Source organism: Frankia sp. CeTa3Moorea, assembly GCF_978021225.1.
This window is the reverse complement of the sequence record NZ_CDXDOR010000040.1, coordinates 16,891-36,887: the sequence shown is the minus strand read 5'-3', so window position 1 is coordinate 36,887 and position 19,997 is coordinate 16,891. Positions and strand designations below refer to the sequence as shown.

At 74.4% G+C, this 19,997-nt stretch carries 12 protein-coding genes; 2 read left to right on the top strand and 10 right to left on the bottom strand.

Translation table 11 applies throughout. The annotated features are described in order from the left end of the window. Positions 1-23: 23 nt before the first annotated feature. The 10 genes from AC08OV_RS09885 to AC08OV_RS09840 form a co-directional block, all read right to left on the bottom strand. Positions 24-1,070 (bottom strand): methyltransferase, encoded by a 1,047-nt coding sequence (locus tag AC08OV_RS09885; protein ID WP_476619580.1) that lies wholly within the window; start codon positions 1,068-1,070, stop codon positions 24-26. 111 nt (positions 1,071-1,181) lie between these two features. After that, complete coding sequence (locus tag AC08OV_RS09880) at positions 1,182-1,811, bottom strand: isochorismatase family protein (RefSeq protein ID WP_476614939.1); 630 nt, start codon at positions 1,809-1,811, stop codon at positions 1,182-1,184. A gap of 147 nt (positions 1,812-1,958) precedes the next feature. Continuing rightward, a complete protein-coding gene (locus AC08OV_RS09875; RefSeq protein WP_476614940.1) occupies positions 1,959-2,807 on the bottom strand; it encodes an SDR family oxidoreductase in 849 nt (282 codons plus the stop codon). A gap of 30 nt (positions 2,808-2,837) precedes the next feature. Continuing rightward, positions 2,838-4,349 (bottom strand): tryptophan 7-halogenase, encoded by a 1,512-nt coding sequence (locus tag AC08OV_RS09870; RefSeq protein WP_476614941.1) that lies wholly within the window; start codon positions 4,347-4,349, stop codon positions 2,838-2,840. Between the two features lie 90 nt (positions 4,350-4,439). Further along, entirely contained in the window at positions 4,440-5,279 is an 840-nt protein-coding gene (locus AC08OV_RS09865; RefSeq protein ID WP_476614942.1) for a class I SAM-dependent methyltransferase, read from the bottom strand. Positions 5,280-5,327: 48 nt separating this feature from the next. Beyond that, on the bottom strand, positions 5,328-6,152 hold the full coding sequence (locus AC08OV_RS09860) for a thioesterase II family protein (RefSeq protein WP_476614943.1): 825 nt from the start codon (positions 6,150-6,152) through the stop codon (positions 5,328-5,330). Next, on the bottom strand, positions 6,149-7,450 hold the full coding sequence (locus AC08OV_RS09855) for a cytochrome P450 (RefSeq protein ID WP_476619579.1): 1,302 nt from the start codon (positions 7,448-7,450) through the stop codon (positions 6,149-6,151). The genes AC08OV_RS09860 and AC08OV_RS09855 overlap by 4 nt, the downstream gene beginning before the upstream one ends. Further along, entirely contained in the window at positions 7,447-9,528 is a 2,082-nt protein-coding gene (locus tag AC08OV_RS09850) for a Gfo/Idh/MocA family oxidoreductase (protein ID WP_476619578.1), read from the bottom strand. The genes AC08OV_RS09855 and AC08OV_RS09850 overlap by 4 nt, the downstream gene beginning before the upstream one ends. Continuing rightward, the gene (locus tag AC08OV_RS09845) at positions 9,525-10,811 is read right to left on the bottom strand and encodes a saccharopine dehydrogenase NADP-binding domain-containing protein (RefSeq protein ID WP_476619577.1); all 1,287 of its coding nucleotides are present in this window, start codon (positions 10,809-10,811) and stop codon (positions 9,525-9,527) included. Before AC08OV_RS09845 ends, AC08OV_RS09850 begins: the two co-directional genes overlap by 4 nt. A 26-nt stretch (positions 10,812-10,837) precedes the next feature. Then, complete coding sequence (locus AC08OV_RS09840; RefSeq protein WP_476619576.1) at positions 10,838-16,579, bottom strand: non-ribosomal peptide synthetase; 5,742 nt, start codon at positions 16,577-16,579, stop codon at positions 10,838-10,840. 172 nt (positions 16,580-16,751) lie between these two features. Between AC08OV_RS09840 and AC08OV_RS09835 the strand changes: the two genes are divergently transcribed. Both AC08OV_RS09835 and AC08OV_RS09830 read left to right on the top strand, forming a co-directional pair. Next, positions 16,752-18,503, top strand: a complete 1,752-nt coding sequence (locus AC08OV_RS09835) for a (2,3-dihydroxybenzoyl)adenylate synthase (RefSeq protein ID WP_476614958.1) — start codon at positions 16,752-16,754, stop codon at positions 18,501-18,503. Further along, a complete protein-coding gene (locus tag AC08OV_RS09830; RefSeq protein WP_476614957.1) occupies positions 18,500-19,996 on the top strand; it encodes a salicylate synthase in 1,497 nt (498 codons plus the stop codon). The genes AC08OV_RS09835 and AC08OV_RS09830 overlap by 4 nt, the downstream gene beginning before the upstream one ends. Position 19,997 lies beyond the last annotated feature (1 nt).

Sequence of the window (19,997 nt, the reverse complement as noted above, 5' to 3'; positions counted from 1 at the left end):
CGGCTGGCCTGCGTAGGCGGCGGCTAGGCCGGGACGCACTCGATGATGATGTAACGCTCTACCTGGTCGTGGATCTTGTTGATGCGGAGGCCGGTGTCGGTGGCGAGGGCGGAGTAGTCGTCGAGGGTGCGCTCACGACCGCCCGCGAGGACGAGCATGCGCAGGTCCATCTCCGCGAATCCGGCGGGGTCGTGGTTGGGGGCGGATTCGATGATCAGCACCCGGCCGGCTGTGCCCGCGGCCTCCGCGCAGCGGCGCAGGATCGCGCTCGCGGCGGCGTCGTCCCAGTCGTGGATGACGCGGGTGAGCAGGTAGACGTCCCGGCCAGCGGGCAGCGGGTCGAAGAAGCTCTGGCCGATGACCTCGCAGCGGTCGTCCAGGCCGAGGCCGGCCAGGTATTCCCGGGCGCGGGCCGCGGTCTTCGGCAGGTCGGCCAGGGTGCCGCGCAGATGCGGGTTGTGGCGCAGCACCTCGGCGATCAGCGTGCCGGTCCCACCGCCGATGTCGGCCACGTGCGAGACCGTCGACCAGTCGAAGCCCGTCGCCACGGCGGTGTTGCCGGCCTCGATCGCCATGAGCGCGTCGAAGGAGGCCCTGATCGCGGGATTGGCGTCGAGGTAGGGCCAGAACGGCTGGCCGAAGACCTGCTCCCAGGCCGGCTCGCCGGTGCGCACCGTGTGCAGGAGGCCGGTGAACGCCAGATCCATCTGGCCACCGAAGCCCGTCAGGTCCAACCAGGCGGTCCCCAGCGCACCGGTCCGCAACAGTGCGGCGGCAGGGCTGGCCGCGAACCTCCCCGGGCTTGGCTCCGTGAAGATCCCGCGCTGGGTCAGGTGGCGCAGCACGCGGGCCAGCGCGTTCGGGTCGGCTTCGACGCGTTCGGCCAGGTCCTCCAGGGCGGCGCCGTCGGCGGCACCGTCATCCGGCATGAAGTCCGCGAGCCGCAGCGTCGCGGCGACACGAAGCGCCATCGGGGTCACCAGGTCCATGAGCGGCCCCAGGACCTTCCACGCCGCCATCGCCTGGTCTGGGTCCGCCCGGTCTGGCCGGTCCTCGTCGGTCGCTGGCATCTGGTCTTCCGAGGTCATTATCGTCCCTCCCAATATCGTTGTTGCACGTCGGCCTCGTCCGCTGACCCCTGAACCGCCTGGGCGGCATCGGCCTGGGGGTGGACAAGCTGTTCAGGACCAGCTGGTCAGGATCTGCGTGGTGGTCAGCACCGCGGCGCACTGGCCGGCGGCGAGCCGGAGCGCGCCGAGATGCTGGTCCGGGTTGAACGCGGCGACCGCGTCCGCCACGAGGAACGGGGCGATGTCGGACATGAAGGCATCGCATGCCGTCGCGTAGACGCCGATGTGCGCGTACACGCCGCAGATCACCAGCTGGTCACGTCCGGCCGCCGCGAGCCGCTGAAGCAGGTTGGTCCGGTGAAACGCGCTGTAGCGGTGTTTGACGATGGTGCCCTCGTCTGCGGAGGGGACCAGCGGGTCGACGAGGCGCGCGCCGTCGCCGGCCATGCCGGCGCCCCAGAAGTCCCAGAGCAGGCCGCGTTCGGCCCGGTCGGCGGCGGGCCGTGCCACGCTCCAGAACACCGGGATTCCGGCGGTGCGGGCCGCGTGGCACAGGGAAGCCGTGTTCGCGATCAGCTCCCGTCTCGGTGAGGCCGTCTCCGGGTAGGGCGCCAGGTAGTGAGCCTGCATGTCGTGGACGAGGAGCGCGGCCCTGGTCGGCGTGCAGCGCCAGTCGACCCGGCTCGGCGGCAGCTGGTTCGGTGACGGCATCGGATAGTCCGGCACGGGCGGAAGGGCCATGTGACTGTCCTCCTCGGTGCGGGCAGCCCGCTTTGCTGGACACGTGAGCGATCTGGGTGGAAAGGGACCGAGAAAAAGAGAGTGGGAAGAGGAAAGGAAGAGGAAAGAGAGTGGGAAGAGGGATGCGCTGAGGTCTGTGGTGTCTCCTCAGCCGCGCAGCGCGGCACCGCCGTCGACGTAGAGGCTGTGCCCGGTGATGTGCCGGGCGCGGTCGGACAGCAGGAACACGACGGCTTCGGCGACGTCGCCGGGCCGCGCGGCCCGGCCGAGTGGGATCGCGTTGCGGAACCGCTCCGGGGTCGCGGCGGCCGCCCGGGTGAGACCGTCCGGGCCCGGCCAGGCGGCCCGCGCCAGAGGAGTGTCCGTCACGCCGGGGCAGACCACGTTGCAGCGCACCCCGGCGGGGGCGAGTTCCAGCGCGAGGCAGTGGGTGAGATGCGTGGCCGCGGCTTTCGCGGCGGCGTACGCCGCCATCCCGCTGCGTGGGACGCCGGCCGCGTCCGAGGCGACGGTGACGATGCTCCCGCGCCGTCGTGAGGCCAGCCGGGCGCTGACCGCCCGGCTGGCCAGGAACACCCCGGTCGCGTTCACCTCCAGCATCGTCCGCCAGTCCGCGACCGTGGTCGCCGCGACGTCGGCGACGCGCACCATCCCGGCACAGTTGACGAGCGCGTCGATCGGCCCTAGTTCGGCCTCCACGCTGTCGACGAGCGCGGTCACCGACGCCTCGTCGGTGACGTCGACCCCGTGGGCGACGACTGCCGGCCCCTGGCCGGTGAGCCGCTCCGCCAGCCGTGCCGCGGCCGGCTCGTCGCGGTCGGCCGCGACCACCCGGGCGCCCTCGCGGGCCGCCAGTTCGACGACGGCACCGCCGATCCCACCGGCCGCGCCGACCACCAGAGTGATCAGGCCGCGCAGATCTCCGTCCCGCATGCGGGTACCTCCCATCGCCTCGTCCAGGGTTGGGGCCGCGGTGAGTTCCGCCGTGATCCGCACGGATTCAGCCCGCGGATCCAGCCCGCGGGTTCAGCGCGCGGCCTCGGCCCAGCGCAGGCCGCTTCTGGAGGGAACGAGACCGCCTTTGAGGATCGGTGATTCCCTGGTCGCCTCGCCGCGGAGGCCGCGTGCCTGGATCTGGTTCATCTCCTGCATGACATCGGCGACCACGGGCGCGCCGAACAGGTGGTACATGCGTTCACCCGACTCGGTCTGCATGGTGCCGGTCTTCTCCGCCGCGTCGGCGAGGTCGGCCGCGGAGCGGTTGAACCGTTCGGCCAGGGTGGCGGACTCGCCGCTTCTTCCGGTGAGCGCGGCCTCCTTCGAGTACACGCCGCCGACCAGCGTGACGAATGCCTCCAGGTCGGTCGAGTTCTCCTCGGTGACCTTCCGGGCCTTCCAGAAATAGGAGCCCTCGTTCGCCTGCATGTCGTAGAAGGCGGTGAGGAACTCGTGGAAAACGCCGTACTCCCGGCGGTATCTGCCGTCGAATTCGCCGAACGCGCGTTCTTCGGTGAGGTCGCCGGCCAGCACGCTGTTGATCGACCGGGCGGCGAGCAGCGCGCCGTAGGTGGCCAGGTGCACACCGGTGGAGAAGACCGGGTCGATGAAGCAGGCCGCGTCACCGACCAGGACCATGCCGGGTGCCCAGAACCTGGTGTTGGTGTACGAGTAGTCCCGGCGGGTGCGCAGCTCACCGTACATTCCCTCGGTGACCCGCGTCGCGTCGGACATCATCTCGCGGACGACCGATGTCCGGTTGACGAAACCCCACAGGGCCGCCTCCTGGTCACCGCGTAGCTGGTCGGCCTGGGTGCGGCTGACCACCGCGCCCACGCTGGTCAGCGTGTCCGACAGCGGGATGTACCACATCCAGCCCTCGTCGAAGGCGGCGCAGAGAATGTTGCCGGCGTCCGGGCCCGGCAGCCGCTTTCCGCCCTCGAAGTAGCCGAACAACGCGATGTTCTTGAAGAACTCGGAGTAGTGCCGGTCACCACCGGCTTCCTTGTAGAGCGCGCTCTTGTTGCCCGAGGCGTCGACCAGCCATGTCGCCGTCGCCGTGTGGCTGACCCCCTCGCCGTCGAGGTAGCGGACGCCGCGTACCTGGCCTCCCTCGCGTAGAACCTCGCGGACGTCGACACCCTCCCGCACGTCGACGCCATTCCTGGCGGCGTTGCGCAGCAGAATGTCGTCGAAGTCGGCCCTGCGCACCTGGTAGGCGAACGACGTCGGGCCGGAGAGCTGGGGGGAGAGCGCGAACAGGAAGTTCCACGGCTGCGGGTTGGTGCCCCACCGGAAGCTGCCGCCGCGCTTGGGCATGAACTTCGCCTGTTCGACCTGTTCGGCCACGCCCAGCAGCCGGCAGATTCCATGGATCGTCGCGGGCAGCAGCGACTCACCGATCTGGTAGCGCGGAAACACCTCCTTCTCCAGGAGAAGGACCCGGTGGCCTTCGCGGGCGACCAGGGTTGAGGCGGTGGAGCCGGCCGGGCCACCGCCCACCACGATGACGTCGTATTCCTCGGGGGCTGATGTGGTCACCGTTCGTGTCCTCGTTTCGAGCTTGAAGGGCGAGCTTGGGCGGCAGGCTTGGGCAGGCCTGGGGCGAGCTTGAAGGGCGAGCCTGAAAAGTCAGGACGCGAGGCCCGCACGGCGGCTCGGCCTGACGTCCGGCGGTGGCGGGTCGATTCCGTGCGTCCCTCGCGGCGGCGGCGCGTCTGCCGGCGGGCTTGCCGGTGGGTTCGCGGCGGTGAGGACGACGACGCGGAAGGTGCCCTCGGCGGCGCCGCTGACGTTCGCGCAGTGCAGCCCGGCTTCCGCGGCGAGTTCGGCGGGGTCCTGCGTCCACCAGTCGTAGGAGTCGTCGACGACCCTGGCCAGGCTGTCCCCGCGGTAGATCTGCCAGGTGGTGGTGAAGCGCATGAGGCCCGGTGACCCGCCGGGCCGGCCTTCCACCCACCACTCGTAGCGCTGCCGGCCGACGGTGTCCGCCACCGTCAGTGTGGGGGGCAGGACGCGGGGCGTCCGGGCACCCATCAGCTCGACCACGATGATGCCGCCGGGCGCCAGGCGCTCGCGCAGCCGGCGCCACAGCGTCGCCCGGTCCGGGCCGGGCAGGTGGCCGGCGACGCCGAAGACCACCGCGGCGCCGATCCGCGGCGGCAGCGCCAGCCCGGGGGCGGCGCCGTCGACGACGGTCACCCGGCCGCGCAGCTCCGGGCGCGACGCCACCCGGCTGGTGAGGACAGCGCGCATCGTCGCCGAGGGCTCGGCCGCCACGATCGGTTCGGTGGGCAGCGCGGCGGCGATGACCTCGGTGAGGCGGCCGGTGCCCGCGCCGATCTCGACGACCGGGCCGATCCCGGCCGGCAGCGCGCTCAGCGCCGCGGCCAGTGGCGGTCCGCTCGCCGCTGCCTGCCGGCGGGCGACCAGTTCGTAGAACTCCGCCATCGGTGAGTAGTAGTCACGCACGGTGATCTCCGTCCAAAGCTCCGGGCTGTCGACGCCCGCGCGGCCCCGTCACGGTGTGCTGGGCCAGGCGGCGTGCGCGCCGACCAGCGCCGGGTCGAGCAGACCGAGCAGGGTGGACACCACCTGCCCACGCTGAGGGCCCAGGTAGAAGTGGTCACCGGGAAAGACGTGCACGCCGAACCGGCCGCTGGTGAAGCGTTCCCAGGTGCGCGCCCGCTCCTCGTCGCACTCCGGGTCCGTGTCGCCGGTGAACACCGTCAGCGGGCAGGCCAGTGGGTCGACGGGCCGGGGCCGGTAGGTCTCGACCATCTGGTAGTCGGCGCGCACGTAGCCGAGGACGGCCCGGCGCACGTCCGGATCGGCGAGCACCTCCGTCGCCGTGCCGCCGAGCCGGGTGAGCTCCGCGCACAGCGCGTCGTCGTCGGCGCGGTGCAGTGTGCCGCCGAGCTCCTTGTCGGGGGCGGGCCGGCCGGAGGCGATCAGCCGCACCGGTTCCGCGCGGCCGTGCCAGCGCAGCCGCTGGGCCGTCTCGTAGCCGATGACCGCGCCCATGCTGTGCCCGAACACCGCGTACGGCCGGTCGACGTAGCGCAGCAGGTCGGTGGCCGCCGCGGTGGCGAAACCGTGCAGGTCCACGGCGCAGGGCTCGCGATAGCGGTCCTCCCGGCCCGGGTACTGGACGACCAGCAGCTCCACGGTGGGTGGCAGCAGCGCCGCCCAGGCCCGGAAGCTGCTCGCGCCGCCACCGGCGTGCGGGAAACAGACCAGCCGCAGCCTGGCCGCCGGGCGTGGCGCGTAGCGGCGGACGGCGCCCGTCGGGTGCGCCGCCGGCGCCCCCCGTCCAGGCTGGTTCATCAGGCTCACCAGGCTCACCAGGCCACCGGCATCGCCTCGACGCCGAACGTCGCCGAGTCGTTACGCAACTCGAGCTCGGCGACCGGCACCACGAGCCGCAGGTCGGGCAACCGGCGCAGCAGGACCTGGTAGGAGATCTCCAGCTCGGCCCGGGCCAGGCTCGCCCCGATGCACTGGTGGATCCCGAAACCGAACGCCACATGGTGGCGGTTCGTCCGGTGCGGGTCGAAGCGCTCCGGGTCGGGAAACACGTCGGGGTCGTGGTTGGCCCCGGCGAGCAGCAGGATGAGGCCGTCGCCCGCGGGTACCCGCACCCCGCCGATGTCGAGATCGGCGGTGGCGACGCGCAGCGGGATCGAGTCGGCGACCGACAGCAGCCGCAGCAGCTCCTCGACCGTCGGCCCGAGCAGCTCCGGGTCGCCCCGCAGCGCGGTGGCGAGGTCCGGGTTCTCCAGCAGCACCGCCGTGCCCAGCGCGATCATGCTGGTGGTCGTCTCCCGGCCGGCGACGATCGTGATGCCGATGGTCGACATGAGCTCCTGGCGGGTGACCGCGCCGGTGGCGAGGTGGTTCACCACGAGCCGGGAGAGCAGGTCCTCGCCCGGCTCGATGAGCCGGCGGTCGATCAGCTCGTTGAACATCCGGAACATGTTGCCGAGCGCGGCCTGCGCCTCTTCGGCGGTGCTGCCCCGGCCGCCGGAGATGCGGGTGACGTCGCGGAAGAACTCCAGGTTGTCGGTGGGCACTCCCATCAGGTTGAGGACGGTCGCCGTCGACATCCGGTTCGCGAACGCGGAGACGAGATCGACCGGAGGGCCGGCGGCGATCATCTCGTCGACCAGCGACTCGGCGAAGGCGGTCAGGCCCGGCACCATGTCCCGGACCCGGCGGGCCGTGAACTCGGCCTGCAACATCTTGCGGATGCGGGTGTGGTCCGGCGGGTCGGTCCGGATGAACGGCCGGTTGCGGGCGGCGGTCTCCCGCTCCCCGACACCCATCGCCGGGAACGAGGGGTGCCGCGCGTCCGCGCTGACCCGTGGATCGGCGAGCAGCGCCCGCACGTCGGCGTAGCGGCTGACCACCCAGGCGAGCGCGCCGGTAGGCAGTCGGACCTGGAACGCCGGCTGCTCGTCGCGCAGCCGCGCGTAGTCCGGTGGCGGGGCGAACGGGCAGGTGCGCGGCAGGGGGAAGGCGGGCGCGGTGCCCGCGTCGGGGGCGGTGCCCGCGTCGGGCGCGGTGCCGACGGCCTCGGCGGGAGATCCGGCGGCGGGCGGGTGCGCCACGGTGGTGGGCTCGGCGGTGGGCTGGCCGGTCAACGCGCGGTCCTTTCGGTGGACGGATGGGAGGAGGTGACGGACAGGGCGGGGCGCGGGACGACGAGCGTCCCGATCGTGGTGGCGTGCGGGGCGTTCGATTCGTCGGGCGGGCCGTAGGTGAGGCCGGCCTCCGCGGCGAGCGCCCGCAGGTCGACGACCCGCCACTGGTAGGCGTCGTCGACCTCGCGGACGAGCTCACCGGCGCGCAGCACCCGCCAAGTCGTCCGCATACTCATCAGGCCCTCGTCCGGCGGGCTGTCGTTCGGCTGGACGGGGTCGGCCGGCTCGGCCTCGAACCACCACTCGTAGGAGTGCTCGCCGAGGTCCGCCCGGCCCAGGCGGGCCCGCTCGATCCGGGTTGCGCCCGGCAGGTTCATCAGCTCGACGACGATAGCCGCGCCGGGAGCCATCCGCTCGGCCAGCGCCCGCCAGGTGGCCCGCCGCTGCTCGCCGTCGAGGTGACCGGCGACGCCGCAGACCAGCGCGGCGCTGATCGAGTCCGGCAGGTCGGCGGCGAGATCCGGCGCGGCCAGCGGGCTGACGGTGACCCGGCGCCGCAGGTCGTCGTCGCGCATCACCCGGCCGGAGAGCACCGCGCGCATCCCCGCCGACGGCTCGAAGGCGATGATCTCCACGGTCGGGAAGGCCCGGGCGACGGCTTCGGTGAGCAGCCCGGTGCCGGCGCCGACCTCGACCACCGGGCCGCGGCCCAGGTCGAGTCCGCGCAGCGCGCGCACGACCCGCGGGGCGCTGTTGCGCCCGACGTGGTCGGCCGCGACCAGGTCGAAGAACTCGGCGGTGGGGGTGTACGGCTCCGCCGTGGCGGGCGGGACGGGCGCGGCCGGCGCGGTGGTGGCAGTGCCGGCGGCACCGCCGGTCGCCGAGGCCCGCCCGCGGTCGCCCGCCGCCTCGGCTGCCTCGTCCCCGGCGGGCTGGTCGCCGGCCAGGTCGGCGGCGGTGACCCGCCGGGGCTCGCTGGCCCGGACGGCGTCCGGCGGGCCGAGCCGGCCGGTGACGTGGGTCCAGATCCGGGCGACCGACAGGTCGAACTGGGCCGCGGGCAGTGGGTCGGCACCGGTGTCGATCCGGGCGGCGAAGGCGCGCAGTGTCCGCCGGATCGCCTGCGGCCACAGCCCGCCGACGACGTCGCGCTGCCGCAGCGGCTCGGTGCCGGGCAGTGTCGCGGTGCTGGGCTGGTCCAGGTAGTCGGCGGCCGGGCTGTCGAGCACCAGCCGGCGGTCGGCGTCGCGCCGGCCGTGCAGCCGCGGGTTCCACAGCACCGGCCCGTGGGTGTCGGCGAGGGTGAGCACCCCCGCGTCGGTGCCGAGCGCCACCCGGTGCCACAGCAGCGCCTGGTTGTCCCGGTCGTGCGGGTCGAGCTCGTTGTGCACCCGCAGGTGGATGGCGGCGCCGCCGAGCTGCCCGGCCAGCGCCCGCAGCCCCCGGCCCCCGGCCCCCGGGGCGGTGGAGGCCGGGGCCGTCCCGCCGTCCGTCGGTTCCAGGCTCCAGGGACGGACCCCGCCGAGGGCCCGGGCGAGGATGTCCAGCAGCGGCAGCAGGACATGCACGGACGTGGCCGCGTCGACGAACCGGACCGGTTCGACCGCGCGCAGCCGGGCGGCGGCGTCGAGGAAGCGCCGGACCGGCTCGACCTGGTGGTAGTGCGTGTTGACCTGGTACTGCACGCCGGCGGTACGGGCCAGCCGGGTCTGGGCGAGCAGTTCCGTGGGGTGCACAGGGTGCTCCTGCAGCACGTGGATCCCACGGCGCAGCAGCGCGCCGGCCAGTTCGCTGCCGGCCCCGCCGGACACCGTCGACCCGACGGCGACGACGGCCAGGTCGACGTCGTCGGGCACGTTCTCGACGGCGTCGAGGTGCGTGACCCCGAGCCGGTCGGCGTAGGCCCGGGAGTAGGCGCTGCCGCGGCTGAGCACCCCGGCCAGCGTGAACTGCTCGGGCAGCGCGCGTACCGCCTCGGCGTAGAGCCGGCCGAAGTTCGTGCCGCACACCACGACCCGCAGCGGGCGCGTGGCCGGCCCGGACTGCTTGGATGGCCCGGACTGCTCGGGCGGTGTCACAGCACGCCCTCCTCGACCAGGTCCTCCGCGGGCAGGTCCGGGCCCCCGGCGTCCGCCGGGGAACGGCGCTCGCCGGAGGCGGGGGCGGAGTCCGCGACGGTCAGGGAGAGGGAGAACGACGCCGACGCGGCGCGCAGCCCCTCGACGACCAGATCCGGATCGAGGACGTCCGCGGCGAAGTGCAGGCCGGATGGCACGTTGCCGGCGAGCACGTGCTGGGCGGCCAGCGCGCCGACCAGGCCGGTCAGGTGGTAGCTGCTGGCGGTCCGCAGCAGGGCGGTCCGCCTCGCCGGGTCGCCCGCGGTCTGTCCGGTCATCGCGAAGGCCATCGCGTAGAACGGGCTGCGCCCGGCGAGGTCGAGCTCGGCGGCGCGGGCGAGCCGGACGCCGAGTGACTCCCCAGCCCCGCCCCCGGCCGTGGTGGCGGCCGGATCGGCGGCTCCAGCCGAGCCCGCCGGGGCTGCCGAGCCCGCCGCCTCGGCCAGGTAGTGCGGCAGCCGCAGCATCTCGGCCCGCACCGCGCTGCCCGGGTGGACGTTGAACCAGTCGACGTCGGTGAGGGCCAGGACCCGGGCGAGGCGTTCGGTCTCCGCCGACAGGAACGGGGTCGCGGCGACCAGGCCGGGGAAGCCCGGCACCCGGGCCCGCTCGGTGGCCCGCAGCGCCCGGGAGCGGCGGCGGCCGGCCCGCCAGGCGGCCAGCGCCTCGCCGAACGCGGCCCCGTCCGCACCGCCGGTCCGCAGCGACAGCAGCATGTCCGCGGCGACCACCGGGGAGCACGGCTCCCGGCCGCCGACGTGGGCGGTCAGCGTCTCGGGACGGTCGAAGGCGCGCGCCAGCCAGCGCGGGATGATGCTCGACAGCCCGGGCAGCACGCCGGCGGAGAACACGACCGCGCGGTCGGTGCCGGCCAGCCCCCGCGCGACCATCCGCTCGTGGGCCGGGTCGTCGCCCGCGACGTCGACACAATGCGCGCCGGCCGCGACGGCCGCGGCCGCGACGGTCTCCTTCAGCTGGTAGGTCGGCCCGGCGCAGTTGATCACGATGTCGCAGCCGGTGCAGAACGCGGCCAGGCTCTCCGGGTCGGTCGCGTCGGCCGGGCGCACCTCGCCGTGGCCGCCGAGGCGGTCGTCGACGAGCCGGCGCAGCGCGTCCGGCCGGCGGGCGCCGAGCCGCAGCCGGTCGACACCGAGCCGGCGCAGCTCGACGGCCGCACCCTGGCCGACCATGCCGGACGCGCCGAGCACACCGACGGTCCGGCCGCTCACCGGATCGCCACTCATCTGGTCACCGTTCACCTGGTCACCGCTCATCGGGTCACCGCGCCGGCGGTGAGCTCGCCGATCAGCCGCAGCACGCCGGGGGAGTGCTCGACGGACAGGCAGGTGAAGTGGTCGCCGGGGACGTCGATGATGCGCAGGTCGCCGAGGCAGACCTCCTCCCACTGCGCGGTCACCGCCTCCTTGCTACCGGGGAACGGATACGTCCCGCTGTGGCGCAGGAACGTGACGTCACCGGCGTACGGCTCCGGCAGATAGCGGCTGATCGAGAACACGCTCTGCTGGAAGGTGCGCAGCAGCCGGGTCATGTGCTCCGGCGTGTACATGCCGGCGGAGGCGGGGACCGTCCGGCACATCCGTTCGACGCGCTCCTCGCGCGGCAGATCGGCCAGCTCGCGGAACCGGGTCGCGACGTCGGCGAACGGCCCGTCCAGCTCGGCCATCCCGCCGTCGCGCAGCACGCCGGGGGTCTCGGCGAGCACGGCCTCGCTGGCCCGCGCGACCTCCGTCTCGTCCGCGGGGAAACCGATGTCGGGCGGGTTGATGCCCATCATCACGGCGAACGAGTACTCGGCGAGCAGGGCGTCGTCGAGGCGGAACCGCGGGCTGTGCGAGCTGATCGCGGTCAGCGACGCGGGTGGGACCCCGGCCTCGGCGAGGCCGCGGGCGACCTCGAGGGCGATCAGGCCGCCCAGGCAGTAGCCGACGAGGTGGATCTCCCGGTGGCCGGCGGTGTCCCGGGCGAGGTCGAGCAGGCCGCGCACGTAGCCGGCGGCGAGCGCCTCGACCTGCCCGGTGGGCTCCGCGTCCAGGTAGGCGGCCAGGTCGGGCACCTCCAGCCCGATCAGGGCGGCGGTGCCCGCGGAGCGCCGGCGGATCTCGGTGACGAGCGCGCGGTAGGGCATCAGCGTGCCGGTGCCGGCATGCACCAGCACGGTGATCGGTGCGGCCGGGTCGGCGAGACCGTCCCCGTGCAGCTCGACGAGGGCGGAGCCGGTGGCGCCGCCGGGCCCACCCGAGCCCGCGCCCGAACCCGTGCCCGCGCCGCCGTCCCGGCCCGCCGGGCCGAGGGCGGTCGCCGCGCGCAGGAACTCGGCGAGCGCCGCGACGGTCGGCTGGCGCAGCAGGTGGCGCAGCACCACCTCCCACTCCAGCGCGACGACGTCCGGGATCCGCTCGCGGACCTGGCCGACCATCCGGGCGACGAGCAGCGAGTCGCCGCCGAGGGCGAAGAAGTCGTCGTGCCGGCCGATCCGGGCGACCCCGAGCAGCTCGGCCCACAGGCCGGCGAGCTGGCTCTCCAGCGCGTCCGCCGGCTCCGCGGAGCGGGTGGACGGCGCCGCCGGTCCGTCGGCCCGCGGCAGCCAGCCGGTGAGCCGGGCCCGGTCGGTCTTGCCGTTGCCGGTTCGCGGCAGCGCGTCGACGACCTGCCAGACGGCGGGGACCATGTACTCCGGTAGCCGGTCGGCGGTGTGCCGGCCGAGCGTCACCGGGCTGACCGGCGCCCGGTCGGTCTTCGCCCGGGCCAGGAAGAGGCGCTGGCCGGTGCGGTGCAGCGGATGGTCGGCGTGCGGCAGCGCCGCGGCGACGTCGGCACCCGCGTCCGCGAGCACCGCGGCCCACTGCGGGTCGGTCAGGAAGGACTGGCCGGCGGCGGCCCGCAGGTCGGTGCGGGGGCCGGAGGTCGCCTCCAGGAACTCCAGCGAGACCAGCAGCGGGTGGTGGTCGTCCCGGGCGTTCTCCATGACCAGCAGCCAGCCGCCCGGCGCGAGCAGCTCGGTCAGCGCCGCCAGCATGCCCGGGATGTCGGTGGCGTTGTGCAGCACGTTGGGGCAGACGACGACGTCGAAGGAGTTCGGGGCGAGCCCCTGCGGGCGCGGGTCCACCGCCGGGTCGAACACCGCGAACCGGACCCAGGGGAACTCGGGGAAGCGCAGCTCCGCCTCCCGGACGAAGAACCGCGACGGGTCCGTGTAGAGGTAGTCGACGCCGAACTCGGCCAGCGCCGGCACCAGCTCGGCGGTGGTGGCCGCCACCCCGCCGCCGACCTCCAGGACCCGCGGCGGCTCGTCGGCGCGGGGCCCGGCGGCGTGCAGCGCGGCGATCCGCCGGGCCGCCGCGACCGCCCCGCGGTGCAGGTGCCGCAGGGCGAGGTTGTCCCGATAGGCCGCGGCGAGCACGTCGGTCTCGGCGCCGGGGAACAGCAGTGCCCGGATGTCGAGCTCACCGTTGATCAGCGCGGGCAGGTGCGCGGCGCAGGTCCGCATCACCTCGACCAGGTCGGTGCCGTAGGAGACCGCCGCCTCGGCGTCGTCCAGCTCCTTCCACAGCGCGGCGAGCTGGTCGTCGTCCGGCACGGTGCCCGCCGCGAGCCCTCCGGTGGCCGGGTCAAGGCGGCCGGTGGCCACGAGCGCCCGTAGCCAGCGCCGGACGACATGCGCGCTGGTCGGGGTGGCCCGCATCGCCGCGCACACCGCCTCGGGATCCAGCGGCGCTGATTCCACGGGCAGGCCGGTGTCGGCGAGGATGCGGGCCATCAGCCCGAGCGCGACGTCGTCCATGGCGGTCAGGAACCGGTCGAGCGCCTGCGGGTCGACCGGTTCCGCGCCGCTGTCGTCGGTGTTCGGGTCGGTGTTCGCGTCGTGGTGCGTCGCCTCGGCCGCGTCGTGGCCGACCGCCGCCGCCTCCGCGGCGGGGAAGTAGGCCGCGCGGAGGTCGTCGTCGGCGAGGTGGGCCGGCTCGACGAAGGCGGCGAGCCGGCGCCCGGCCGGGCCGGCGTCGTCGACGACGACCGCGGCCGCCCCGACCTGGGGGTTCGCCAGGACGGCGGTCTCCACCTCGGCCAGCTCGATCCGGTAGCCGCGGATCTTGACCTGGTCGTCCTCCCGGCCGAGGAACTCGATGGTGCCGTCGGGGTGGTAGCGGCCCAGGTCACCGGTCCGGTAGAGCCGTTCACCGGTGACCGGATGGTCCACGAACCGCTCGGCGGTGCGCCGGGCGTCCCCGAGATAGCCCAGGGCGACGCCCGTCCCGCCGATGTACAGCTCGCCGGGCACCCAATCCGGCCGGTCACGCATCGCGGGGTCGAGCACGTGGAAGGTCTGGTTGGCCAGCGGCGTGCCGTAGGGGATGCTCGGCCGGCCGCGGTCGACGACGCCGATGGGATGCGCGATCGACCAGATCGCGCCCTCGGTCGCGCCGCCCAGGCTGACGACGGCGAGCCCGGGCACGAGGCGGCGGATCTCGTCGGGCAGCGGCACCGGGATCCAGTCCCCGGACAGCATCGCCAGGCGCAGCGTCGGCAGCTCGGCCGCGTCCTCGGGCGCGGAGCGCAGGAACTCGGCGAGCATCTGCAGCTGGCCGGGCACCGAGTTCCAGATCGTCACCCCGGCGCCGCGGACGAGCTCCGCCCAGTGCGACGGGTCGGCGCGGCGGTCGGCGTCCGGCAGCACCAGCCGCGCGCCGACGGACAGCGGGCCGAACACGTCGTAGACCGACAGGTCGAAGCCGAGGCTCGCCAGCCCGAGCACCGCGTCACCCGGCCCGACCCCGAACCGGCTGTTGATGTCGACAACCGTGTTGAGCGCCGCCCGGTGGCTGATCATCACGCCCTTGGGGGTGCCGGTCGACCCCGAGGTGTAGATGACGTAGGCCAGGTCGTCCGGATCGGCCGACGGGTTCCCTGGCGACGGGTTCCCGGCCGCCAAGCCCGCCTCGCCCGGCTGGGCAGCGCCGGTCGCGTCAGGTAGGTCGGTGTCGGTGGGCGCCGTGACGTCGAGGACCTCGATGCCGGCCGGCCAGCCCGCGGACTCGGCCAGCCACGGCTGGGTGAGCAGCAGGCGCACCCCGGCGTCGGCGAGGATCGCCGCACGCCGGGCGGCCGGCTGGCTGGTGTCGACCGGCAGGTAGGCGGCACCGGCCAGGTGCACCCCCAGCACGCCGACGATCTGCTCCCAGCCCTTGTCCATGCCGACCGCCACGGGCTCGGCCGGCCCGACCCCGGCGGCGGTGAGCCGGTCGGCGACGGCGCGCGCCTCGGCGGCGAGCTCGCGGTAGGTCAGGGCTCGCCGCGCCGAGGTCACGGCGGCGGCGTCCGGGGTCCGCGCGGCCTGGGCCAGCACCCCTTCGTGCAGCAGCCCGCCCGGCACCGGACCCTCGGTGTCGTTCACCGCCCGGCGCACCGCGAGCTGGGCGTCCGGCAGTGTCACCGGGGCCGGGCCCGTCCACGCCGCCGGGTCCGCGGCGAGCCGGCGCACCGCCTCGACGTAGGAGCCGAAGGCGGCCTCGGCCAGCCCGTCCGGCAGGACCCCGCGGCGGACGTCCCAGGACAGCGACAGCCCGCCGGCGCGGGGCATCACCTGGCAGTCGACCCAGACCTGCGGCGTCTGGCTGATCGCGTACCGGACGGTGCTCGCGGCCGCGGACTGCGGCGCGGTGTCGAGGGTGCTGGTGAAGACCACCGGCATCAGCGGGCGCTGCCCGGTGCGGTGCGCCAGCTCGGCGAGCACCTCGCTGCCGGTGAACAGCGGGTGGGAGAGGTCCTCGATGAGCTGCGCGGAGACGGCCGTGGCCCGCTCGGCGAAGCCCGTGGGCTCGGTGAGGTCCACCGCGAGCAGCTCGACGGCGGTGAACTCGCCGACGACCGCCTCGATGTCGGGGTGGACGGGCAGCCGCTGGAAGACCGGCAGGTTCAGGGTGAACCGGGTGTTCCGGCTCCATCTGCCGATCACTTCGGCGTAGGCGGTGAGCAGCACCGCGGACACCGTCAGGCCGTGGGAGCGGGCGGTCTCGCGCAGCCGGTCCCACTCGGCCGCGGTCAGCAGGTGCTCCAGATGGTCGAACCGGGCCGCCTCGGTGGCGGTGTCCCCGGTGGCGGTGTCCCCGGTGGTGGGGCGTCCGGTGGCTGTGTCCTCGGTGGGCTGCGGCGCGGCGGGCAGCTCCGGCGCGGCGGGCAGGGTGTCGAGACGTCCGAGCCAGTAGGCGCGGTCGCGCTGGTAGCCGGCGGTCTCGCTGACGGCCCGGCGGGCGAGCACGTAGTCGCGGAAGGTCACGGCCAGCGGCGGCAGGGCGGCGTCGGTGCCGCTACCCGCGCCGCCGTCGGTACACAGCCGGTCGAGTTCGGCCAGCAGGAGCTGTGCGCTGGCGTAGTCGACGACCAGCAGGTCGAGGGAGAGGTGGACGACGAGGGCGTCGTCCAGCCAGGTGATCCGGGGCACGCACAGCGGCCAGCGGTCGGTGCGGGCGACCCGGTGGCTGAGCTCGGCGCGCACCGCCTCGATCCGTGCCCGGCCCGCGTCGGGGCCCTGGCCGCGCAGGTCGGCGACGTCGATCGGCGTACGCGGCGGATCGGCCAGCACCACCTGGTAGCCGTCGGCGTGGACGAGGGCGCGCAGCATGTCGTGCCGCGTGACCAGGGCGTCCCAGGCGGCGCTCACCCGGTCGGGGGAGAGCTCCGCGGGGTAGCCGAGCTCGATGTAGGCGTGGCAGGCGACCCCGCCGTGCTCGTAGAGGTCGCCGCGGCCGACCAGGTAGGCGGCTTGCAGGTCCGAGAGCGGGAACGGCTCGTGGCGGTGTGCCTCGTCGCTGCCGGTCACCTGCGGGACGCGGTCGTCGGCGAGGTGCGACCGGATCGCCTCGCGGTGCTCGCGCAGCACCGCGCGCCGCTGCGGGGTCATCGCGCCGCGTGGCGCCCGGAACCGCAGCTCGCCGGCCTCCAGCCAGATCGCGATGTCCTCGGCCGCGAGATCTGCGATCAGTTCGTCGACATTCATGATCCTCAGCTTCCGGAGTGCTGGACCGATGCACCGGTATGCCCGTCAGTTACCGAAGTGCTGCACATCGGTTACTTCCGAACTACCTGATTGCTACATATGAACATGGTTTTCATTTACAGTAGTCCGCGTTGGGTTGATCGGGGAAAAATTTCTGCGAGGAGGCGGTGCAGTGCGCGAGGGCTGGGAACCCTGGCCGGAGCCGATCGCGGCCCGGTACCGGCAGGCAGGACTGTGGGCCGGGCGCACCGTCGGTGATCTGCTGCGGGACCTCGCCGCCAGCCACGGCGGGCGCACCGCGCTCGTCGACGGCGCGGCCCGGTGGACGTACGCCGACCTGGACGCCATCGCCGACCAGGTCTGCGCCGGCTTCGCCGCCCGCGGTGTGCGCCACGGCGACCGCGTCCTGGTCCAGCTGCCGAACCGGGCCGAGTTCGTGCACCTGTGGCTGGGGCTGGCCCGGCTGGGCGCGGTCCCCGTGCACGCGATGCCCGGCCACCGGCTGGCGGAGATCCGGGCGCTGCTCGGCGTCGCCGAACCCGCGGCCTACGTCGTCGCCGAGCGTGCCGGGCGGGTGAACCTCCGTGAGCTCGCCGAGCAGGCCTGCGCGGGCCTGGACAGACCGCCGCTGCTGGTCGTCGTCGGCGCGCACGCCGACAGCCCGGGCGGCACCGCCGCCGTGACCGGCTGGCCCGCGCTGCTGGACGAGGGAGAACGGGCCGGCCCACCGACCCGCCCGGCCGTCGGCGGCCGGGCCCCGACCCCCGACGACCTCGTCGCGCTGCTGCTGTCCGGCGGCACGACCGGCACCCCGAAACTGGTGCCCCGCACCCACGACGACTACCTGCTCGCCGCCCGTGGCGCCGCCGAGGCCTGCGGCTTCGGCGCCGACACCGTCTACCTGGTCGTGCTGCCGGTCGGGTTCAACTTCGCCTTCAGCTCACCCGGCGTGCTGGGCACCCTCGTCGCCGGCGGCACCGTCGTCCTGGCCCGCGACCCCAGCCCCACCACCACGCTGCGCCTCGTCCAGCGGGAGCGGGCCACGGCCGTGGCGCTCACCCCGCCGCTGGTCCCCTACTGGCTCGACGAGTTCGCCATCAGCCGGCCGGACCTGTCCAGCCTGCGGCTGCTGCAGGTCGGCGGCGCGCGGATCCCCGACGACCTCGCAGCCCGCGCCGAGGCGACGCTCGGCGTCCCGGTGCAGCAGGTGTACGGCATGGCCGAAGGCCTCGTCTGCTACACCCGGCCGGACGACCCGGCCGAGCTGCGGCACACCACCCAGGGGCGGCCGATGTCCCCGGCCGACGAGATCGTCGTGGCCGACGCCGACGACCGGCCCGTCCCACCCGGCGAGGTCGGCGAACTGCTGACCCGCGGCCCGTGCACGCTGCGCGGCTACTACCGGGCCGAGGCGCACAACCGCACCGCCTTCACCGCCGACGGCATGCTGCGGACCGGTGACCTCGTCCGCCAGCTCCCCGGCGGCCACCTGCAGGTCGTCGGCCGGGTGAAGGACCAGGTGAACAAGGGCGGTGACAAGATCGCGGCGGTCGAGGTGGAGGAGCATCTGCGGGCCTGCCCGCATGTCGTCGACGCCGCGCTGGTCGCCGTCCCGGACCTGAAGTGGGGTGAGTGCCCGGTCGCCTTCCTGGTCTGCGACGGGCCACCGCCGACCGCCCGTGACGTCGCCGCCTTCCTGCGTGAGCGGGGCCTCGCCGCGTACAAGACGCCGGAGCGGGTGCGGGTCGTCGACGTACTTCCGCTGACCGCCGTCGGCAAGGTCGACAAGCGGTCACTGGCGGCCACCGAATCCGCCTCCACCACCGCCTCCACCGCCGCCTCCGGATCCACCACCGCGCCCGTGCCCGACCCCGCGGCCGTGCCGGAACCGGCCGTCTCCACCGGCGGCAGGGCTGATCGGTGAGGACCCGCATCGAGACCACGATCCTGCCCCCGACACCGGCGTCCTACCGCTCGTGGTCGGTGACCGGCCCCGCCGACCCGGCGGCCTGCGCGACCGGTCTGGCCGCCGCCCGGCTGTTCGACCAGTGCGTGCTCTACGAACGTGACGGCGCCTGGTGGTACGCGGGCGGGGCGCTGTGCGGGGTGACCCTGCACCGTGACCGGGTGGTGGTCCACTACGGCGACCGCCAGACCAACCGGCCCGTGACCCGCCCCCCGGCCGTCGAGCTGGCACAGCTGGCCGCGACCTTCCCCGTGGTCGACTGGCGGGCCTACGGCTGGGTCGCCTTCGAGTTCGCCACCGAGTTCGCCACTGGTGCCGGCTCGGACGGCCCGGACGGTCCCGGGACGGGCCGGCCCCCGGGCCAGCGCGTCAGCGCCGGGGAGGGCGGCCACACCGCGGGGCGCGCCGTGCGCCGCCGGACGGCGGCACCGTTGGCCCAGCTCATCGTGCCCGAGGTCGAGATCCGGATCACCCCGGGGCGGCTCGACGTCCGCGGCACCGACGAGGCCACCGTGGCCCGGGTGCTCACCGCCGTCGAACGGCTGCCCGCCGAGGGCCCGCTGGGCGGCGAGCGGCATCAGCCCGGCCCGCTCGACTCCGGCCTGCTCGACGTCGTCACACCCGGTGCCGATGCGTACCAGCAGGCTGTCACGACCGCGGTGGAGCGCATCCAGGCCGGCCGGCTCGCGAAGGTCGTACTGTCCCGGCGCGTCCCGGTGCCGTTCGAGGTGGATCTCGCCGCGACCTGCCTGCGGGGCCGGCGGGCGAACAGCCCGGCCCGCACCTTCCTCGTCGACCTGCCGGGTATGCGCTCGGTCGGGTTCAGCCCGGAGACCGTCGCCGAGGTCGGTGCCGACGGCGAGGTCAGCTCGCAGCCGCTCGCCGGCACCCGCCCGCTCGGACGCGGTGTGGAACAGGACGCGCTGGCGCGGGCCGAGCTGTGGTCCGACGCCAAGGAGGTCTTCGAACACGCGGTGTCCGTCCGCGCCGTCGCGGACGACCTCGCCGGCATCTGCGTCCCTGACAGCGTCGTCGTCCGTCGGTTCATGGACGTCGAGGCCCGCGGGAGTGTCCAGCATCTGGCCTCCCGCGTCGCCGGCCGGCTGCGGCCCGGTGTGACGAACTGGGAGGCGCTCGCCGTGCTGTCGCCGGCGATCACCGCCTCCGGCATACCGCGTGGCGTCGCCTGCCGGACGGTGGCCGAGCTGGAGCCCGCCGAGCGAGGGCTCTACGCGGGGGCGGCCGTGCAGGTCGGCCAGGACGGCTCCCTCGACGCCGCGCTCGCCCTGCGCTGCCTGCACACCCATGGCGGACGGACCTGGCTGCAGGCCGGCGCCGGTGTCGTCGCCGATTCCCGGCCGTCCCGGGAGTACGCCGAGACTTGCGAGAAGTTCGCCAGCATCGCCCCGCATCTCGTTCCCGCCCCCGCTCCCGAGCACCGGAGGAAGTGAC